The organism is Dokdonella sp. (genome assembly GCF_036518555.1).
GTDB lineage: Bacteria > Pseudomonadota > Gammaproteobacteria > Xanthomonadales > Rhodanobacteraceae > Dokdonella_A.
The window spans coordinates 1-19787 of record NZ_DATDMY010000312.1 but is presented as its reverse complement, the minus strand read 5'-3'; the positions used below and the strand labels follow the sequence as shown (position 1 = coordinate 19787).

Below are 19787 nucleotides of genomic sequence, written 5' to 3'. Positions count from 1 at the left end.
CGCTACTTGCTTTCCTGCAGGTAGTGCAGGAACTCGGACTTCGAGTCGAGCACGAGCGTGCCACCCGGACCGACGAGCGCCTGCTTGTACGCCTCCAGGCTGCGGTAGAACGCGTAGAACTCGGGATCGCGACCGTAGGCGCCCGCGTAGATCTGCGCCGCCGCGGCGTCGCCCTCGCCGCGCGTCTTCTGCGCGTCGCGATACGCCTCGGCGGTGATCACCTGGACCTGCCGTGCGGCGTCGGCCCTGATCCCGCGCGCAGCTTCCTCGCCTTCGGCGCGCAGCTGGCTGGCGACCTTCTTGCGCTCCGAACGCATGCGTTCGTAGACCGAGCCGATCACCGTGCCATCCTCGGGAAGGTCGATGCGCTTGATGCGCAGGTCGAGCACGTCGATGCCGAGGCCCTGCGTCTTGCCGTTCGCGTCCGCGACGAGGTGCTGCGTCACGTCGGCGCGGCCTCCTGAAACGAGTTCCTGCAGCGTGCGCGAATTGACCGCGGTACGCAGGCCTTCCTTGACGATCGGCACGACCAGCCGCTGCGCGTTGTTCTCGTCGCCGGCGACCGCGACGAAGAACTTCGCCGGGTCGGCGATGCGCCACTTGACGAAGAAGTCGATGTTGACGTCCTTCTTTTCCGACGTGAGATAGCGCTCGGGTGCCGAGTCGAGCGAAAGCACGCGCTTGTCGAACTTCTGCACCTGCTGCACGAGCGGAATGCGAAAATGCAGGCCGGGATCGTAGCCGGTGCGGGCGATGCGGCCGAACTGCAGTAGGATCGCGGTCTGCCCTTCCTTGACGACGAACATCGAATTCGCCGCGACGAGCAGCGCCACGAGCAACGCGACGACCGGTACGGTACGCATCAGTGGCCTCCCTTGCCCGCGTCGGGCGTGATGACGGTCGCCGCGGGCACGCGCGCGTCGGGCGCTCCGGGCAGGTTGAGGATGTTCTTGCCGGACGACAGGTCGATCACCCTCGGCGTGTTGCCGACGACCTGTTCGATCGTCTCGAGGTAGAGGCGCTTGCGCGTGACCTCGGGCGCCGCCTTGTACTGCGACTCGACGAGATTGAAGCGCTGCGCGTCGCCCTCGGCGCGTGCGACGACCTTGCTCTTGTAGCCTTCCGCTTCCGCCCGCACCGCGGCGGCGTCGCCGCGCGCCTCGGGCACCACGCGGCTCGCATCGGCCTTCGCTTCCTCTTCCGCACGCTGCTTGTCCTGCAGCGCGCGATTGGCGTCGTCGAACGCGTCCTTGACGTCCTGCGGCGGACGCACGTTCTGGAAGTTGAGTTCGCTGATCGACAGGCCGGCCTTGTACTGGTCGAGGTTCGCCTGCAGCAGCTGCTTGGCCTGTACCATGAGCTCGCTGCGTTGACCGGACAGGATCGTGTCCATGTCGCTGCTGCCGATCACCGTGCGTACCGCGCTCTCCGCAGCCTGGCCGAGGGTGCCGTCCGGTTCGCGCACGCCGAACAGGAACAGCTGCGGATCGCTGATCCGGTACTGCACGTTGAAGTCGACGAGCACGATGTTCTCGTCCTTGGTCAGCATCCGCACCTGGTCGTTCGTCTGCAGCGTCTTGCCGACCGGCACCGACACGACGCTCTCGACCGGTCGCGGAAACTTGAAGTTGATACCCGGCGTCATCAGGCGCGAGAAACGGCCGAATCGCAGCACGACGCCGGTGTCGCTCGCATTGACGCGCACCATGCTGTCCCAAGCGCACCAGGCGATGAGCGCACCGACCAATGCGACCGCGAAACCGCCGCCGCCGCCACCGAACAGGCGATTGAAGAAGTCCCGCACGCGGCGTGCCACGGCGTCGAAATCGGGCGATGGCCGGTTTCCGCCGCCGTCCTTCCACGGATCGCGTTGCTTGCCGCTCCCGGGTTCATTCCATGCCATTGCCCAACACCTCGCTGACAGCAATCTTGCCGACACCGTTGTTCGTCGAAGGGTGCGGCCGGCGATGGCCGCTTTCCGGACGCGTGCCCATCGCAGCCGCGGCGCATGAGTACCGCTCCGAGGCGGCGATCACCGATGATCGCGCGGGCGGCGATCGGACGAGCGCGCCATGAGCGATCGCGCAAGCCCGATCATGTCGTCGCCCGATTGTAGGTAGGGGCATCCGCTGCGGCAAGCAAACGGGCGCGCAGCCAGTCGCCGTCGCCGCCGGGCAGTCCGAACAGCGGTTCGACCAGCGCGCGCGGCGCATCGATGCGGATGAGCCAGCCGTGCTCGTCGACGCGCTCGTCCGCGACGAGGCCTTGCTCGTGCAGGCGCGCACGCAGGCGACCGGCGTCGCTCGGCAGCAGCAACTCGGCGCGCACGCGCTCGTCGCCGAGGCGACCGCCGATCGCACGCAGCAGGCCGTCGATGCCCGCGCCGCTGACCGCCGACACCCACGCACGCGGCAATTCGCCGCCGTCGAGGTAGTCCACCCGCCCGGCATTTGCCGATGCGGCCCCCGGTACCGCCGTCGTCGACCGCACGCCGTGCTCGATGTCCGCGTGGGCGTCGGCTCCGGCGTCGAGCAGATCGATCTTGTTGTAGACGAGGATCTGCGGCAGCCCATCCGCGCCGATCTCCTTGAGCACGCGCTCGACGTCGAGGATGCGCTCGTCGCGTTCCGGGTCGGACGCGTCGACGACGTGCAGGAGCAGGTCCGCTTCGCGCGCTTCGGCGAGCGTCGAACGGAAAGCCGCGACGAGGTCGTGCGGCAGATCGCGGATGAAGCCGACCGTGTCGGCGAGCACGACCGGCCCGCAGTCGAGCCCGTCGAGCCGGCGCAGGGTCGGATCGAGCGTCGCGAAGAGCTGGTCCGCGGCATACACGGCCGAACCCGTGAGCGCGTTGAACAAGGTCGACTTGCCGGCATTCGTGTAGCCGACGAGCGCGACCACGGGCAGCTCGTTGCGCTCGCGCGAGCGGCGCGCGGTCGCGCGCTGCGTCTCGACCTTCTCCATGCGCTTCTGCAACTGCTTCACGCGTTCGGCGAGCAAGCGGCGATCGAGTTCGAGCTGGGTTTCACCGGGACCACGCAGGCCGATCGCACCGCCGCGCTGGCGCTCGAGGTGGGTCCAGCCGCGCACGAGGCGCGTCGACATGTGCTTGAGCTGGGCGAGCTCGACCTGAAGCTTGCCTTCGTGCGAGCGCGCGCGCTGCGCGAAGATGTCGAGGATGAGGCCGGTGCGGTCCACCACGCGGCACTCGGTGAGCTTCTCGAGATTGCGCTCCTGCACCGGGCTCAACGCATGGTTGACGAGGATGATGTCGGCGTCGAGCGCGAGCTTGTGGTCGCGCAGCTCCTGCGCCTTGCCGGTACCGACGAAGTAGCGCGGATTGGGCCGTTCGACGCGCGCGGTCAGGGTGCCGACGACCGTCGCCCCGGCGGAGCGTGCGAGCTCGGCGAACTCATCGAGCGCGAGCGGATCGGCGCGACCGGGAGCTTGCGGCTGCAGCAGCAGCGCGCGCTCGCCTTTTCTGGATCGTTCGAACAGGGGAGTGACCTCGAGGTCTGGGGTGGGTGCCCCGGTGGTGCGCCCGGCGCATGCGAGGCGCACGCCGACGACGCGAACCGGTCGATCGGGAACGCGGCTGCGCTCACCAACCCGCCCGGAACCGCCCGGTCATGACAGCGACGGACGACCCCGATGCGGCATCGACCGGGCGAAGTCCGTGAATGCGGCCGGCTCGGCGCGCTTCAAGGCCGGGCGCTCACGCGCCCTCGCCTTCCTCGTGCGGTTCGGGCGACGGCGCCGCGTGGGCAGCGTGCCCGTCCGGGCCACCGACGCGCACGTTGCGCGACGGCACCACGGTCGAGATCGCATGCTTGTAGACCATCTGGCTCACCGTATTGCGCAGCAGCACGACGAACTGGTCGAACGATTCGACCGTGCCCTGCAGCTTGATGCCGTTGACCAGATAGATGGATACGGGGATGCGCTCGCGGCGCAACGCGTTCAGAAACGGATCCTGCAAGGACTGCCCCTTGGACATGGTCTTCTTCTCCTGCACCGAGAACCCCGAACCGGCAAAAGGCCGTGTGACCGCTACCCCAGCCGCGCGTCACGTCCGATTCAACCCGCATTCAGTTTCGAGCATCTTAACGATTTGTTCCCGCAAAAGAAAACGACGGCGCGCACAGATCATGAGAAAAGGCGCTCCCGGAGGCCGAACAGCGCCAGCGCCATGTGCGCTTCGTCGGTCAACGAGCGGTCATCGGGATCGAACCAGCGCGCATCGAGCTCGCTTCGCAACCACGTGATCTGGCGCTTGGCGAGCTGGCGCGTCGCGGCGATCGCGTGGTCGCGAAAGGTCGCCTCGTCGATGTCCCCGGCGAGGTAGGGCCACGCCTGGCGATAGCCGACCGCGCGCATCGCCGGAAGGTCGGCATCCCAGGTTGCGGACGCGCGCAGGCGCCCCGCCTCGTCGAGGAAGCCTTCGCGCAGCATCGCATCGAACCGCTGCTCGATCCGCGCATGCAGGCGCGCGCGATCGCCCGGGACGAGCGCGAGCTTGAGGACGCGCCACGGCAGCCGCAGCGGATATCCGTCCTGCTGCGCCGACAGCGGCCGCCCGCTCAATTCAATCACTTCGAGCGCGCGCTGGATGCGCTGCGCATCGGCGGCCCCGATCCGTTCGGCGGCGACGGGATCGAGCCGCCGCAGTCGCTCGTGCATGGCCGCCCAACCGATCTCGGCCGCCTCGCGCGCGAGTCGGGCGCGCGTTCCCGCGTGGGCGTCCGGCAATGCCGAAAGCCCGTGTTCGAGCGCGCGGAAGTACAGGCCGGTGCCCCCGACGAGCAGCGGAACGCGTCCGGAGCGCGTGATCTCGTCCATCGCGACCAGCGCATCGGCGCGGAAGTCGGCCGCCGAGTACGGTTGCGCCGGGTCGCGGATGTCGACGAGCCGGTGCGGATGGCGCGCGAGCGTGGCCGCGTCCGGCTTCGCCGCGCCGATGTCGAGGCCGCGATAGACGAGCGCGGAGTCGACGCTCACGAGTTCCAGATCGAACCGTTCCGAGAGCGCGCAGGCGAGCGCGGTCTTGCCGCTCGCCGTCGGGCCCATGAGAAAGATCGCGCGAGGTCGCCGGTCTGTTCGATTCATGCCGCGCGTAGGGTGCCACCACCGCGCCCGGCCTGCGCGCGAATCACGGGAACGTCGACGACTCCGACGTCGCGTTCTGCGCCGACGCGTGCATGTAGTGGCGGCGCGGCAGCAGCGAAACGTCGAGCAGGTTCTCGATGCGCATGAAGACTTCCGAGCGCGAGAACGGCTTCTTCATGAAGTCGTCGGCACCGATGCGCTGAGCGTAGAACTGCTCGGTCGCCTGTTCGTTGCCGCTCATCATGATGATCGGGATGTCGCGCGTCGCGGGCTGGCGACGCAGCTGGCGCAGCGCGGCGAAACCGCTCATGCCCGGGAGCACGATGTCGAGGAAGATGAGGTCCGGACGTTCGGCAAGCGCGAGTTCGATCCCTTTCTCGGCATCGAACGCGTCGAGCACGACGTAGCCGTTCTGCCTCAGCATGCGGCCGAGCAGGGTCACGACCGTGGTCGAATCGTCGACGACGAGCACGCGCATGCCGCCACGCGCGTTGAGGCGCGGGCCGGCTCGGCGCTGCGGTGGCGGACGCGGCTCGCTGCCGCCCGCGCCGAAAAGACGCTTCAGAAAATCAAGAATAGCCATCGACCCCCCGTCGATTCCCCCCTATGCCACTTGCATGGCACAGGGCTTTAGTGTCCGCGCAATGCCGCAGCCGCACAAGACGACCCGTTCTCACTTGCCTGCGGGTGCCGAAGGCGCTTGACTCCGGACCCGGGTCCAGGGTTTACGCTGCACCCATGAACATCCGCCATCCATCTTCGTTCACCATCGGCCGCCTCGCCGCAGCCGCCGGCGTCGGCATCGATACGGTGCGTCACTACGAGCGCGAGGGACTGTTGACCGCGCCGGCGCGCAGCGAGAGCGGTTACAGGCACTACGATCTCGCGAGCGCGACGCGGCTTCGCTTCATCCGGCGCGCGCGCGAACTCGGTTTCAGCCTCGACGACATCCGCGACCTGCTCGCCCTCTCCGCCGACGGCGGCCACGGTACGCAGGGCGTGCGCCAGCGCGCCGAGGCGCGGCTCGCCGACGTCGAGCGGCGCATCGCGGAGCTACGCCGCGTGCAGCGCGGCCTGAGGAAGCTCGTCGACGCGTGCCCCGGCCACGGCCCGCTCGACCGTTGCCCGATTCTCGCCGCGCTCGGCGACAAGGAGACACCATGAACCCGACGTCGAACGGAACCCCGGTGACGGCCGGCGCGCACGCGCATTCGCATGGCGCCGGCGCGGCTGCGCCGAAGCACGCGTGTTGTGCCGGGCACTCGACCCCGGCCGGCACGGCGACCGTGCGCGATCCCGTGTGCGGCATGCAGGTCGATCCGGCGGCGACGCCGCACCATGCCGAGCACGGCGGGACGACATGGCACTTCTGTTCCGCGCGCTGCCGCGAACGGTTCGTCGCCGACCCCGCGTCGTTCTCCGCGCCTCGTTCCGCTGCCGCTTCGCCGCCGCCGTCGACGGACGCGATCTATACGTGCCCGATGCATCCGGACGTGCGCCAGGTCGGTCCTGGAACCTGCCCCCTCTGCGGCATGGCGCTCGAACCGGAGATGCCGCGCCTCGATGAGGGCGACGATCCGGAGCTGCGCGACTTCTCGCGGCGCTTCTTCCTGACCCTGCCGCTGTCGCTCGCGACATTCGTGCTCGCGATGGGCGGTGGCCATGCGTTGCTGCCGTCGGCGACGTGGCGCAGCGCACTCGAGTTCGCGTTGTCCGCGCCGGTCGTGCTGTGGGCCGGCTGGCCGCTGCTCGCGCGATGCGCGCAATCGCTGCGCAACCGCAGCCCGAACATGTGGACCTTGATCGGCATCGGCGTCGGCGCCGCCTGGGGCTACAGCGTCGTCGCCCTGCTCGCGCCGGACCTGTTTCCGGCGTCGTTCCACGAACACGGCCGCGTCGGCGTCTATTTCGAAGCCGCGGCGACGATCGTGTCGCTGACCCTGCTCGGCCAGCTGCTCGAGCTGCGCGCGCGCTCGCAGACATCCGCGGCAATCAGGGCCTTGCTCGGGCTCGCGCCGAAGACGGCACGGCGCCTGCGCGCCGACGGCGACGAGGAGGACGTTCCGATCGCGGACATCGTCGTCGGCGATCGCGTGCGGGTGCGGCCCGGCGAGAAGGTCGCGGTCGACGGCGAGGTCGTCGAGGGCCGCTCCGCCGTCGACGAATCGATGTTGACCGGCGAGCCGCTGCCGGTGGAGAAGGTCCCCGGCAGCAGCGTGATCGGTGCGACGCTCAACACGAGCGGAAGCCTCGTCGTGCGCGCAACGCGCGTCGGCGCTGACAGCGTGCTGTCGCAGATCGTGCAGCTCGTCGCGCAGGCACAGCGCTCGCGTGCGCCGATCCAGCGCATGGCCGACCGCGTCGCGGTCTGGTTCGTGCTCGCCGTGCTCGGTGTCGCGGTCGCGACGTTCGTCGCATGGGGCGTGTTCGGCCCCGCGCCGTCGTGGACCTGGGCCGTGCTCAACGCCGTGTCCGTGCTGATCATCGCCTGTCCGTGCGCACTCGGACTCGCCACGCCGATGTCGGTGATGGTCGCCAGCGGTCGCGCCGCGCAAGCAGGCGTGCTGTTCCGCGATGCCGAAGCGATCGAGACGCTGCGCCGCATCGACACGCTCGTCGTCGACAAGACCGGCACGCTCACCGAAGGCCGCCCCCGATTCCGCGAGGCCGTGCCGGCGCCGGGCTGGTCGGCCGACGAGCTGCTGCGCGTCGCCGCGAGTCTCGAACAGGGCAGCGAGCATCCGCTCGCGACGGCCATCGTCGCCGAAGCGCGTGCGCGGGCGCTCAGCCTCGAGACCGCGCAGGAATTCGAATCGAGCGCAGGCGTCGGCGTGCATGGCAGGATCGGCGCACGCGATGTCGCACTCGGCAACACCGAACTCCTGCGCGAACGGGGCATCGACGGCTCGGCATTGTCGGCGCATGCCGATGCGCTGCGATCGGACGGTGCCAGCGTGATGCATCTGGTCGTCGACGGCCGCCTCGCCGGATTGCTCGCAGTGGCCGACCCGATCAAGCCGTCGACGCCGGCGGCGATCCAGGCGCTTCGCGACAGCGGCGTGCGCATCGTCATGGCGAGCGGCGACGGCGCCGCGACCGCGGCAGCCGTCGCGCGGCGACTCGGTATCGACGAGGCGCGCGGCGACCTGCGACCGCGCGACAAGGTCGCGCTCGTGCAGGAGCTGCGCCGGCAGGGGCGCCGCGTCGCGATGGCCGGCGACGGCGTCAACGACGCACCGGCGCTCGCGGCGGCCGACGTCGGCATCGCGATGGGCAGTGGAACGGACGTGGCGATCTCGAGCGCGCAGGTGACGCTCGTGCGCGGCGACCTCGGCGGCATCGCGCGCGCGCGCGCGATCTCGCGCGCCGCAGTCGCGAACATGCGCCAGAACCTCGCGTTCGCCTTCGTCTACAACGCCGCGGGCGTGCCGCTTGCGGCAGGCGTGCTGTATCCGCTCTTCGGCGTCGTGCTGTCGCCGATGATCGCCGCGGCCGCAATGAGCCTCTCGTCGGTATCGGTCGTCGCGAACGCGTTGCGCCTGCGGCACGCGCGCGTGTGACGGGGCGCGGCGCCACCGCATGCGTCGCCCGAGTGCGGGATGCGGCGTCGCCTGAACGGTGCGCCGCCGCGGTCGACGTGGGCCACGCGTGCCCATGGTGCGGCGTCACCTTGCAGCGAATCCCGGCGCAAGGCCGAGACGGGCTGCGCCGCGCGAGCGCGCCCGACGTATAATCCCGCGGTTCGCCACCCGGCACCGAGCGAGTACGTCCATGTCGCAGATGATGAAGGCCCTGGTCAAGCGCGAGGCCGCGCGCGGCATCTGGATGGAGGAAGTCCCGGTTCCCGAGATCGGCCCGAACGACGTGCTGATCAAACTCGAGAAGACCGCGATCTGCGGCACCGACCTGCACATCTACAAGTGGGACGAATGGTCGCAGCGCGTGATCAAGCCCGGCCTCGTGATCGGCCACGAATTCGTCGGTCGCGTCGTCGACATGGGCCCTGGCGTGCGCGGCTACAGCCTTGGCCAGCGCGTGTCGGCGGAGGGCCACATCGTCTGCGGCGTCTGCCGCAACTGCCGCGCGGGCAAGCAGCACCTGTGCCCGAACACGATCGGCATCGGCGTCAATCGCAACGGCGCGTTCGCCGAATTCGTCGCCGTGCCCTCGTCGAACCTGTGGCCGATCCCCGACCAGATCCCGAGCGAACTCGCCGCATTCTTCGACCCGTACGGCAACGCGGCGCACTGCGCGCTGGAATTCGACGTCATCGGCGAAGACGTCCTGATCACGGGCGCGGGGCCGATCGGCATCATCGCCGCCGGCATCTGCAAGCACATCGGCGCTCGCAACGTCGTCGTCACCGACGTCAACGACTACCGCCTCAAGCTCGCCGCCGACATGGGCGCGACGCGGGTCGTCAACGTGTCCAAGCAGTCGCTCAAGGACGTCGTCAAGGACCTGCACATGGAGGGCTTCGACGTCGCCCTCGAGATGAGCGGCAATCCACGCGCGTTCAGCGACATGCTCGATTGCATGTACCACGGCGGCAAGGTCGCGCTGCTCGGCCTGCTGCCGAACGGCGCGGGCATCGACTGGGACAAGGTCATCTTCAAGGGCCTTACCCTGCACGGCATCTACGGCCGGCGCATGTACGAGACCTGGTACAAGATGACGCAGATGGTGCTTTCCGGCTTCCCGCTGCAGAAGGTCCTCACGCACCAGATCCACATCGACGATTTCCAGAAGGGTTTCGACCTCATGGACTCGGGCAACTGCGGCAAGGTGGTCTGTTCCTGGGCCTGACGCAGGGATCGCCGGCATGACCCCCAGCCGCCGCATCCGCGACCTCCTCGAATCGGCGCTTGCCGAGCTGCCGCAGACGCCGATCCTCGCGGCCTTCAGCGGCGGGCTCGACTCGATGGTGCTGCTGCATGCGCTGGCGCAATCCGCGGCGGTGCGTGCGCGCGGCCTGCGCGCGGTGCACGTCGACCACGGTCTGAACGAGGACAGCGAGGCATGGGCGCGCCGCTGCCGCGAGTTCGCGGACGCGCTGGGCGTCGAACTCGTGGTACGCGTGGTGGACGTCGTGCGCAGCCCCGGCCTCGGCCTCGAGGCGAGCGCGCGCCGGGCGCGCTATGCGGCGATCGAAACGCTGCTCACGCCGGGGGAGATCGTCGCGCTCGCCCACCATCGCGACGACCAAGCCGAAACGGTGCTGCTCAAACTGCTTCGCGGTGCCGGGCCCGAGGGCATCGGCGCGATGCGCCCGCTGCGCCGCCTCGGCCGCGGCCTCGCCTGGCGGCCGCTGCTGCTGCTGCCGCGCGCGGCACTGCGCGAGTACGCCGAGCAGCATCGCCTGAGCTGGATCGCCGATCCGAGCAACGCCGACCAGACGATCGATCGCAATTACCTGCGCATGCAGGTGCTGCCGCGCATCACCGCGCGCTGGCCCGAGGCCGAAAGCAGCATCGCGCAGAGCGCGTCGTGGGCGCGTGCCGCGGCCGAATTCATCGACGTCGAAGCCGAGCGCGCGCTCGCGCGCATCCAGGGGCTGGATCCGACCACGCTCCACTTCCGCGAGTGGCTCGCCCTGCCGACCGCGCTGCGCGATCCGGTGCTGCGCCGCTGGCTGCGCGCGCTCGACCTGCCCGAACCGACCCACTACCAGGCCGCGGAACTCGTGCGCCAGCTCGGCGAAGCCGGCGAGGACCGCCAGCCGTGCGTGCGCTGGCCCGGGACCGAAGTGCGCCGCTACCGCGACCTGTTGCACGCGCTCGCGCCGTTGCAGTTCCCGCCGCTCGAATGGATCGGCGATTTCGACGGCGGCCCGCTCGCGCTGCCGCTCGATCTCGGCGTGCTTCGACTGCGCGCCGCCGGCGGCGATGTTCGGCTCGCGACGCCGCTGCAGGTGCGTTTCCGCCGCGGCGGCGAAAGCCTGCGCTTGTCGAGCGGCGGACGCACGCGGGAACTGCGCGACCTGTTCCAGGAAGCCGGCGTACCGCCGTGGAAACGAGGCCGCCTTCCGCTCGTGTTCGACGCCGATGGCGCGCTCGTCGCGGTGGCGGACGTCTGGCTCAGCGAGGCCGGTGCCGCGCTGCTCGCTCCGCTCGAGGCCCGCTTCGAGTGGCTGCCGGCAGAACGGAGCGCCCGACGCGACGGCGACAGCCTCGCGATTGATCTTGCCGACGCGCTGAGCTAGTTTTCGCGCCCATGCCCAAGCCCGCCGCCGAAACCTCGCAGGTCGCCGACTTCGAGAAGTCCCTCGACGAACTTGAACAGCTCGTCGGGCGCATGGAACAGGGCGACCTCAGCCTCGACGAGTCGCTGCAGTCGTTCGAACGCGGCATCGCGCTGTATCGCAACTGCCAGGGCGCGCTCGACCAGGCCAAGCTGCGCGTGAGCCAGTTGCTGGATCCGGCGGCGCCGGAGAACGCGCAACCCTTCGATCCCGACGTGCCGTAGTCTTTGCGATCAGGGGACCTCTGCGATCGTCCATGATCGCGGCTTCGACGATGCGTCGACATTCGATTGGAAGGCTGCGCATCCCTGAAGTCCAGAGCGGCCATCCATGGCCGCACTCTTCATCAAGGGCATCCTTCCTGCGTAAGCTGCCCCCTATGCGGCTCGCCACACACTTCATCGAGAGCATCTTTCCCGCGTGAACGAGCTGACACCTGAACTTGTGGCGTTGTCCGCACGTGCGGACGAAGCGCTCGCGCGCGCGTTGCCCGACGAGGCGCAGCCGCCGGTCGAGCTGCATCGCGCGATGCGCTATGCCGTGCTCGGCGGTGGCAAGCGGCTGCGGCCGCTGCTCGTCTACGCGACCGGCATCGCGTTCGGCGCCACTCCGGATCGCCTCGACGCGTCGGCCGCCGCAGTCGAGATCATCCATGCCTACTCGCTCGTGCACGACGACCTGCCGGCGATGGACGACGACGACCTCCGGCGCGGCCGGCCTACCTGCCACATCGTGTTCGGCGAAGCGATGGCGATCCTCGCAGGCGATGCACTGCAGGCGCTCGCATTCGAGGTGCTCGCGAACGACCCGGCGCTCGCCGCCGATCCGGCCAACCACCTCGCGATGCTGCGCGCGCTCGCCGGTGCCTGCGGCTCGCACGGCATGGCGGGGGGCCAGGCATTCGATCTCGCCGCGGTCGGCCACGCGCTCGGTGCGGCGGAGCTCGAACGCATGCACGTGCACAAGACTGGCGCGCTCATCCGCGCGTCGGTGCGCCTGGGCGCGCTCGCCGCGGGGGTGCGCGACGCGAGCGCGCTCGACGCGCTCGAGACCTACGGTCACGCGATCGGGCTCGCGTTCCAGATCCGCGACGACCTGCTCGACATCGAAGCCGACACCGCACAGCTCGGCAAGACCGCCGGCAAGGACGTCGCGGCGAACAAGCCGACCTATCCGGCGATCCTCGGCGTCGACGCGTCGCGTGCGGAGCTCGAGCTGCTGACCGCGCGCGCGATCGGAGCGGTCGAACGGCTCGACGCGCGCGTCGACGCGCTGCGCGATCTCGCCCGGTTCGTCCAGCAGCGCTCGGCCTGACGACTCGCGCCGCCGGTTCCCGTATACTCTTCGGCATTGTCTCCCAGCGAAAAATTGCCATCGTGGCCAAGTCCTGCCTACCGCGCCTTGGCGCTATCTTGTCGTGGCTTGCGCTCGCGTCCACTTCGCACGCCGCGGTCGAGCCGCTGGTCGCGCACATGGTGCGCGACATCAACACGACCCCCGCAGCCGGCCTCGCTGGCCCTGGAGGCTTCACGGCAGGCAATGGACGCATCTATTTCGCCGCGACGACCCCCGAATCCGGGCGCGAGCTATTTTCCTTCGACGGCGCGACCAATGTCCGACTGGAAGCGGATGTCGTCGCCGGTACCGGTTCCGCAAATCCGCGAGCCGGCCTGATCTTCGCCGGCACCCGCACGGTCTACTTCGTCGCCGACGTCGCAGGCGGCAGCATGGGACTGTACGCGCTCGACTCGGTCACGCACGTAGTGACTTCCATAACGTCGTCGCCGAGCTGGGCCGGTGCTGATCGCGACATCGCGCGCGTCGTGGGCGATCGGCTGCTTTTCGTCTCCTGGGCGGACCGCAAGTTGTGGACTTCGGACGGCACCGTGGCCGGCACGGTGCCGCTCGACACCGTTCTTGGAGCGCAGCGTACGGTGCTCGGCGCGTCGCTCGCCGTCGATCAGGGGAAACTTTATTTCCTTGCAGACGGCCCCGACGGCACCACACTGTGGAGCAGCGACGGACGACCGGAGGGCACGCATCTGGTGCGCGTGCTCGATCCCGCATTGCACGCCGAGGCCGCCTGCACGATTGCGTACGACGGCGGATATTGGGCATTCGTCGTCGACTCGGGCGCGCGCAGCCTCTGGCGTTATTCGTTCGCGGGTGCCGAACTCGTTCGGCTGTCCGACGTCGCCGGCGGCACGCTCGACTGCCGCGTCGCCGGCATGGGGTCCGACATCTATTTCGTGCTTTCCCCCACAGGGTTCCCGCATCCGGAGACGCTCTGGCGCAGCACGCCGACACCGGGGGGCGTGTCGCTGGTCGCGGCTCTCTCGAATGATCCGGGCGCAAACGCGGTCGAAGACATCGCGGCATACGGCGCGAACCTGGTATTCCGATCGGACGTACTCTGGCGCAGCGATGGCACGACGGCGGGCACGCGAGTGGTGATGACCCCGGAAGGCGTCGTCAGGCCGTATTCCACGTTTCGCCGCGTCGCCGGCGGTCTGGTATTTTCTGCGGTGACCGACTCGCCGGCGACCCCGGGCCCGATGTGGGTCACCGACGGAACTGATCTCGGAACGCACCGCGTGGCGGCGAGCGATGGACTCCTTCTCGATGACGCCGCCATCCTGCAGGCGCGGGTGTACGCGATCCGCAGCTTCGGTTCCGATCCGTCGAACGCATCCGACATCTGGAGCAGCGACGGCACGGCATCCGGTACGCGGCAGGCCGCACGGTTGTGGGAAACGACCGGCGATGCGATGCCGGCTGACGAAAGCACTTCCGCAAGTCGTTCCAACAGCGACGGCCGTTCTTTGCTTTTCTGGAACGTGAACGACTGGACCGTACCCCTCAACCCACCGAACCGCCTCTGGATGTCCGACGGCACCGCCAACGGCACCAGGGGCCTATCGGCGACCGTCTATGGCGGTAGAATCGGCGCCGCAGCTCCCGGCATGGACGGCGGTGCCATTTTCGCGTCGTACGAAGACGCGATGATCTATGTCGCGGATGCCGGCCTCCAGCACGTCACCCCGGTGGCCAGCTCCGATGCGTACTTCTTCCAGGGCTTCACGTCCTTGGCGGGGCGCAATGCGATCTTCAGTTGCGCGATGGGGGCCGGCCTGTGTGGACTCGACGCGACGCTCTCGCACGGCACGATACTCACGCAGGACCTGTACGGGGCCTTCGCGTCCGTCGGCGACGCAGGCGGTGCGGCTGTGTTCTTCGCCGACGCGACCGGACTGTCCGGTTGGGAACTCTGGCGTAGCGATGGCACCGCCGCAGGTACGTTCCGGCTCATCCAGACGCTGACCCCACAGACAGCAGTCGCGATCGAGCGCGACGGCCAGATCTACTTCCCTGCGTGCGATGCGTCGGACGTATGTTCGATCTACGTCAGCGACGCTACCCGCGCGGGAACGCGCGCCGTTACGCCGTTCGGACATCCTGGGTCCAACCTCTTGTCGATGGCATTCTTCGGCGATCGCCTGCTCTTCGTCACATTCAAGGACGGGGTCTACAGCCTGTGGTGCTACGACACGGCCGCAGGCTCCGCACCGGCGTTGCTTCTCACCCGCGGCGGAGCTGCCGACCCCGTGCAGCGATTCTCCCTGCTTTCGCCGAGCCGATCAGGCGTGCGGTTCGCTGTTTCGCCCGCCAGCGAGGGCGCAGTCGGAATGCTCTATACATCCGATGGTACCGCGGCCGGAACGCAGCACGTCGCGAGTGGATCCGCTTGGCAGCCGACGGCCGAGCTTTTCGCCGCCTACGATGATGACCGCACCGTCTACACGTGCTGGGCGGCGGACACCGGAACGGAACTATGCGAGACCGATGGGTCGGACTCCGGCACTCGGCTCGTCCGTGACATCTTTCCTGGCCCGAGCTGGTCGCGCATCACGCCGATGAGCACAAGGCACCGCATCTACTTCACCGCCGACGATGCCCACCACGGATTGGAACTCTGGACCGTCGAGGGCGAACGCCTTTTCGTCGACGGGTTCGACCCGTGACCTAACGACCGCACGGGACGGCGGCGCGTCCACGGGGCGTCCACCCGGTAGGACGCGCCCTTGGCCAGGCAATCTACTTTACGAGGCGCAGCGCGAACGGGTAGCGATAGGCGACACCCTCGTTCGCCTTGACCGCGGCGACGATCGTCAGGACGAACCAGGCGACGAACAGCAACAGTCCGATCGGCACCGTGAGCAGCGCGCCGATGAAGAACGTGCCGATCGTGACGACCCACAAGGCGGCCGCGGCGATGAGCGCGGTGATGTTGAAATTCAGCGCTTCCTTCGCCTGGTCGGCCGCGAACGGCAGCGTGTCACGCTTGACGAGCCACACCACCAGCGGGCCGACGACGCAACCGATGCCGGTGATGAACGCGCTGAACGCCGACAGGTGGCCGATCAGTGCCCAGGTGCGGTCGTCGTTCGAAGGCACCGGGGGCTGGGTCGCTTCGGGCACGGTGGTCGCGGTGCCGCTGCCCGTGTCGTTCTGGTGCTCGCTCATGCGCTCTCTCCGCGTTGGGTGGCGGTATCCAATCTGGGTGCGCGCCGACGCGTCCACAATAGCGCGGAAGTCATGCCTGCGCGGCCACGCGGCGGGCTATTCACCCGCGATCGTCATGCGCTCCAGCAGGATCGACCCGGTCAGCAGGTGCGAGCGCGGGTCGACGTCGCGACCGACCGCGACGACATCCGCGTACATCTCGCGCAGGTTGCCCGCGATCGTGATCTCCTCCACCGGGTACGCGATCTCGCCGTTCTCGACCCAGAATCCGCTCGCGCCGCGCGAGTAGTCGCCCGTGATCAGCGAGACGCCCTGGCCCATGAGTTCGGTCACGAGCAGGCCGCTGCCCATGCGCCGCAGCATCGCGGGCAGGTCGTCCGCGCCCGGCTGCACGACGATGTTCTGCACGCCGCCCGCATTGCCGGTCGACTGCAGGCCGAGCTTGCGCGCCGAGTAGCTGCCGAGGATGTAGCGCGCGAGCACGCCGTTGCGGACGAGGTCCGAATCGCGCGTGGCGACGCCCTCGGAATCGAACGCGGTCGAGCCGTGTCCGCGCGGGATGTGCGGTCGCTCGACGATCTGCATCCACGATGGGAACACCGGCTTGCCGACGTGGTCGACGAGGAAGCTCGCACGCCGGTACAGCGCACCGCCGCTCACCGCGGAGAGGAAGTGGCCGACGAGGCTGCGCGCGACTTCGGGCGCGAACAGCACCGGGCAATCCCGCGTCGAAAGGCGCCGCGCGCCGAGGCGGGCGACCGTGCGTTCGGCCGCCTTGCGGCCGATCGACGCCGCGCTCGCGAAATCGCCGGCGCGACGCACGCTGTCGTACCAGTAGTCGCGCTGCATGCCCGATTCGTTCTCCGCGATCAGCGCGACCGACAGGGTATGGCTCGTACTGCGTTCGGTGCCGACGAAACCGAGCGTGTTCGCGTATGCGGTCAGCGACGCACCGACCTGCACCGAGGCGCCGTCCGAGTTGTCGATGCGCGGATCGTATGCGCGACCGGCGTCCTCGATCTCGACGCCGAGGCGGATCGCCTCCTCGGGCGTGATGTCCCACGGATGCCAGAGGTCGAGGTCGGGAATCGTCTTCGCGAGCAGCGCCGGGTCGGCGAGTCCGTTGGCCGGATCCTCCTCGGTATGGCGCGCGATCGCGCACGCGTGTTCGACGGTCAGCGCGATCGACTTCGGATCGAGGTCGGCGGTGCTGGCCGAGCCCTTGCGCTTGCCGAAGTACACGGTCACCGAGACACCGCGGTCGCGCGTGCGCTCGACCGTCTCGACTTCGCCCAGACGCACGCCGACGGCGAGGCCAAGGTCGACGCTCGCCGCGGCGTCGGCTTCGCTCGCTCCTTTCGCGCGCGCGAGGCGAACGACGTCCCCGGCGATCGCGGCGAGGCGGTCGAGGTCCGCGGAACTGGTATCTTTGTCGGTCACGATGGCATTCATCGAAGCATTATCCTGGAATCCGTGATGCACGACCCGCACGACGACGAATCGCCGCACGAGGAATTGGGGCCCAGCCGCAGCCAGCTGCGTCGCGAGGCGCTCGATATCCTCAGGCTCGCCGAGACGCTCGCCAACCTCAGCGAGGCTGAACTCGCGCGGGTGCCGCTCGACGACGACCTGCGCGAGGAAGTAAGGCGTACGCGCGCGGTCACCTCGCACATCGCCCGCAAGCGCCAGAACCAGTTCCTCGCCAAGCAGATGCGCAAGCTCGACGAGGAATCGATCGAGGCGATCCGCTACGCGCTCGCCGTCGACCGCGAGAAAGCGCATCGCGAGACCGCGGCGATGCACCGGCTCGAGACCTGGCGCGAACGCCTGCTCGCCGGCGGCGACGACGTACTCGCCGAGTTCATCGCGCAGCATCCGTCCGCCGATCGCCAGCGCCTGCGCCAGCTCGTGCGCAACGCGCTCGCCGAGCGCAAGGCGGACAAGCCTCCGCATGCGTACCGCGAGCTGTTCCGCGAGCTGCGCGAACTGTTCGACGAAGCCGGATGAGCAATGGACCCGGACGGTTTCAGGCCGAAGTGCCGCCGACCGTCATCGAATCGATGCGCAGCGTCGGCTGCCCGACGCCGACCGGTACGCTCTGCCCGTCCTTGCCGCACACGCCGACGCCCTCGTCGAGCCTGAGGTCGTTGCCGATCATCGACACGCGCTTGAGCACGTCGGCGCCCGAACCGATCAAGGTCGCGCCCTTCACCGGTCGCGTCACCTTGCCTCCCTCGATGAGGTAGGCCTCGCTGGCCGAGAACGTGAACTTGCCGTTCGTGATGTCGACCTGGCCGCCGCCGAAGTTGACCGCGTACAGGCCGCGCTCGACCGACGCGATGATCTCCTGCGGATCGCGATCACCGGGCAGCATGTAGGTGTTCGTCATGCGCGGCATCGGCAGGTGCGCGAACGATTCGCGCCGCCCGTTGCCGGTCGATCGCGAGCCCATCAGGCGCGCATTGAGCTTGTCCTGCATATAGCCCTTCATGACGCCGTTCTCGACCAGCACGGTGCAGCTCGTCGGCGTGCCTTCGTCGTCGATGCTGAGCGAGCCGCGGCGCCCCGCGAGCGTGCCGTCGTCGACCACGGTGACGCCGTCGGCCGCGACCTTTTCGCCGAGCATGCCCGCGAACGCGGAGGTCTCCTTGCGGTTGAAGTCGCCTTCGAAGCCATGGCCGATCGCTTCGTGCAGGAGCACGCCGGGCCAGCCGGGGCCGAGCACGACCGGCATGTTGCCGGCCGGTGCAGGCACCGCGTCGAGGTTGACCAGTGCCGCGCGCACGGCCTCGCGCGCGAACGCGTTCGCGCGGCCGTTCTCGAGCAGCTCCGGGAAGGTGTAGCGCCCGCCGCCGCCGCTGCTGCCCGACTCACGCCGGCCATTCGCTTCGGCGATCACTTGCACGTTCATGCGTACGAGCGGGCGTACGTCGGCGGCGAGCGTGCCGTCCGAGTGCGCGATGAGGACGGTGTCGAGCGCGGCCGCGATGCTCACGATGACCTGCTTCACGCGTGGGTCGGCCGCGCGGCAGGCGGCATCGACTTCGCGCAGCACCTCGATCTTTGCCTCGTTCGACAGGCTGTCGATCGGGTCCACGGGCGCGTAGAGCGCGTGCGCGGTCGCGATCGCGAGCGGCGTGCCGACGCCGTTCGCGCCCGCCTGTGCGATCGCGCGCGCCGAACCGGCCGCTTCGACGAGCGCGGGCAGGACGATCTCGTCCGAATACGCGAAGCCGGCCTTCTCGCCCGACAGCGCGCGCACGCCCACGCCCTGCTCGATCGAGTGCGAACCGTCCTTGACGATGCCGTCCTCGAGCACCCAGGACTCCGTGCGGGAATGCTGGAAATAGAGATCGGCCGCATCGATCGACGGCCCCATGAGGCGCGCGAACACGCCGTCGAGGTCGCGGAGGGCGAGCCCACCCGGGCTCAGGAGCTGGCGTTCGGCGACGGCGATGAGATCGGACATGGAGGAATCACGAGAATGGGGGCGGCGCGCGGCGAGGTGCCGGGGCCTGCGCGGAAGATGGGGCCGCGCATGCTGGAGCACAACCGGGCCCGACGCAATGCGTCAGCGCTAGCGGGCCGGGCCATCCTCTCCGAACGGCGCCGGCTGCCACGGCGGCGCGGGCTCGGAAGGTTCGGCGGTGGCCGGCTCCGGCGCCGCTTCGGCGTCCCGGCCTGCCCTGGCGCGGGAAAGCAACGTGATTTCCGGCTTGTCCCACGATCCGGAAACCCGATATCGGCGCGCGACCGCCTTGCCGATCGGCTTGTTGAAGATACCCTGCATGACGAGGCCCGCGGCCGCGCCGACCGGGCCCGCCGCGAGCGCCCCGACGATCGGCAACGTCGCGCCCGCGCGCGCGCGCACGACCATGAGCTGGTCGTAGTCCCTCGTGCGCAGGCCGGTGCGTCC

Annotated in this window: 18 protein-coding genes; 8 read left to right on the top strand and 10 right to left on the bottom strand. The window is 69.2% G+C overall.

What is annotated here, in order from left to right:
• Positions 1 to 2: 2 nt before the first annotated feature.
• From hflC to VI238_RS16780, 6 genes are all read right to left on the bottom strand, one after another.
• On the bottom strand, positions 3 to 863 hold the full coding sequence (gene hflC / locus VI238_RS16805) for a protease modulator HflC (RefSeq protein WP_331653431.1): 861 nt from the start codon (positions 861 to 863) through the stop codon (positions 3 to 5).
• Positions 863 to 1903 carry an FtsH protease activity modulator HflK gene (gene hflK / locus VI238_RS16800; protein ID WP_331653429.1) on the bottom strand — a complete coding sequence of 347 codons (1041 nt, stop codon included), beginning with the start codon at positions 1901 to 1903 and terminating at the stop codon, positions 863 to 865. The genes hflC and hflK overlap by 1 nt, the downstream gene beginning before the upstream one ends.
• 191 nt (positions 1904 to 2094) lie before the next feature.
• The gene (gene hflX / locus VI238_RS16795) at positions 2095 to 3498 is read right to left on the bottom strand and encodes a ribosome rescue GTPase HflX (RefSeq protein ID WP_331653455.1); all 1404 of its coding nucleotides are present in this window, start codon (positions 3496 to 3498) and stop codon (positions 2095 to 2097) included.
• A gap of 217 nt (positions 3499 to 3715) precedes the next feature.
• Positions 3716 to 3997 carry an RNA chaperone Hfq gene (hfq, locus tag VI238_RS16790; protein ID WP_331653427.1) on the bottom strand — a complete coding sequence of 94 codons (282 nt, stop codon included), beginning with the start codon at positions 3995 to 3997 and terminating at the stop codon, positions 3716 to 3718.
• A gap of 149 nt (positions 3998 to 4146) precedes the next feature.
• Complete coding sequence (gene miaA, locus VI238_RS16785; RefSeq protein WP_331653425.1) at positions 4147 to 5067, bottom strand: tRNA (adenosine(37)-N6)-dimethylallyltransferase MiaA; 921 nt, start codon at positions 5065 to 5067, stop codon at positions 4147 to 4149.
• A gap of 82 nt (positions 5068 to 5149) precedes the next feature.
• Positions 5150 to 5689 (bottom strand): response regulator, encoded by a 540-nt coding sequence (locus VI238_RS16780; RefSeq protein WP_331653423.1) that lies wholly within the window; start codon positions 5687 to 5689, stop codon positions 5150 to 5152.
• A 155-nt stretch (positions 5690 to 5844) separates the two neighbouring features.
• On the opposite strand from VI238_RS16780, the gene VI238_RS16775 reads away from it, so the two are divergent.
• From VI238_RS16775 to VI238_RS16745, 7 genes are all read left to right on the top strand, one after another.
• Positions 5845 to 6270 (top strand): MerR family DNA-binding protein, encoded by a 426-nt coding sequence (locus VI238_RS16775; RefSeq protein WP_331653421.1) that lies wholly within the window; start codon positions 5845 to 5847, stop codon positions 6268 to 6270.
• A complete protein-coding gene (locus VI238_RS16770; RefSeq protein ID WP_331653419.1) occupies positions 6267 to 8666 on the top strand; it encodes a heavy metal translocating P-type ATPase in 2400 nt (799 codons plus the stop codon). The genes VI238_RS16775 and VI238_RS16770 overlap by 4 nt, the downstream gene beginning before the upstream one ends.
• A gap of 223 nt (positions 8667 to 8889) precedes the next feature.
• Positions 8890 to 9912: an L-threonine 3-dehydrogenase gene (tdh, locus tag VI238_RS16765; RefSeq protein ID WP_331653453.1), complete on the top strand. Its 1023-nt coding sequence runs from the start codon at positions 8890 to 8892 to the stop codon at positions 9910 to 9912.
• A gap of 16 nt (positions 9913 to 9928) precedes the next feature.
• Positions 9929 to 11308, top strand: a complete 1380-nt coding sequence (gene tilS, locus VI238_RS16760) for a tRNA lysidine(34) synthetase TilS (protein WP_331653417.1) — start codon at positions 9929 to 9931, stop codon at positions 11306 to 11308.
• An 11-nt stretch (positions 11309 to 11319) separates the two neighbouring features.
• Entirely contained in the window at positions 11320 to 11571 is a 252-nt protein-coding gene (locus tag VI238_RS16755) for an exodeoxyribonuclease VII small subunit (RefSeq protein WP_331653415.1), read from the top strand.
• A gap of 205 nt (positions 11572 to 11776) precedes the next feature.
• Positions 11777 to 12661, top strand: a complete 885-nt coding sequence (locus VI238_RS16750; protein ID WP_331653451.1) for a farnesyl diphosphate synthase — start codon at positions 11777 to 11779, stop codon at positions 12659 to 12661.
• Between the two features lie 62 nt (positions 12662 to 12723).
• Positions 12724 to 15369: a hypothetical protein gene (locus VI238_RS16745; RefSeq protein WP_331653413.1), complete on the top strand. Its 2646-nt coding sequence runs from the start codon at positions 12724 to 12726 to the stop codon at positions 15367 to 15369.
• A 73-nt stretch (positions 15370 to 15442) separates the two neighbouring features.
• Here VI238_RS16745 and VI238_RS16740 read toward each other — a convergent pair whose 3' ends face one another.
• Together VI238_RS16740 and pmbA are read right to left on the bottom strand one after the other, a co-directional pair.
• Complete coding sequence (locus VI238_RS16740; protein ID WP_331653411.1) at positions 15443 to 15871, bottom strand: DUF4870 domain-containing protein; 429 nt, start codon at positions 15869 to 15871, stop codon at positions 15443 to 15445.
• A 96-nt stretch (positions 15872 to 15967) separates the two neighbouring features.
• Positions 15968 to 17323 (bottom strand): metalloprotease PmbA, encoded by a 1356-nt coding sequence (gene pmbA, locus VI238_RS16735; RefSeq protein WP_331653409.1) that lies wholly within the window; start codon positions 17321 to 17323, stop codon positions 15968 to 15970.
• 24 nt (positions 17324 to 17347) lie between these two features.
• Between pmbA and yjgA the strand changes: the two genes are divergently transcribed.
• Positions 17348 to 17878: a ribosome biogenesis factor YjgA gene (gene yjgA, locus VI238_RS16730; protein ID WP_331653407.1), complete on the top strand. Its 531-nt coding sequence runs from the start codon at positions 17348 to 17350 to the stop codon at positions 17876 to 17878.
• Positions 17879 to 17897: 19 nt separating this feature from the next.
• Here the strand turns inward: yjgA and tldD are convergent, their stop codons facing one another.
• Together tldD and VI238_RS16720 are read right to left on the bottom strand one after the other, a co-directional pair.
• Positions 17898 to 19340: a metalloprotease TldD gene (tldD, locus tag VI238_RS16725; RefSeq protein ID WP_331653405.1), complete on the bottom strand. Its 1443-nt coding sequence runs from the start codon at positions 19338 to 19340 to the stop codon at positions 17898 to 17900.
• A 108-nt stretch (positions 19341 to 19448) separates the two neighbouring features.
• Positions 19449 to 19787, bottom strand: a 339-nt coding sequence (locus tag VI238_RS16720) for an AsmA-like C-terminal region-containing protein (RefSeq protein ID WP_331653403.1), incomplete at its 5' end; no start/stop codon positions are given.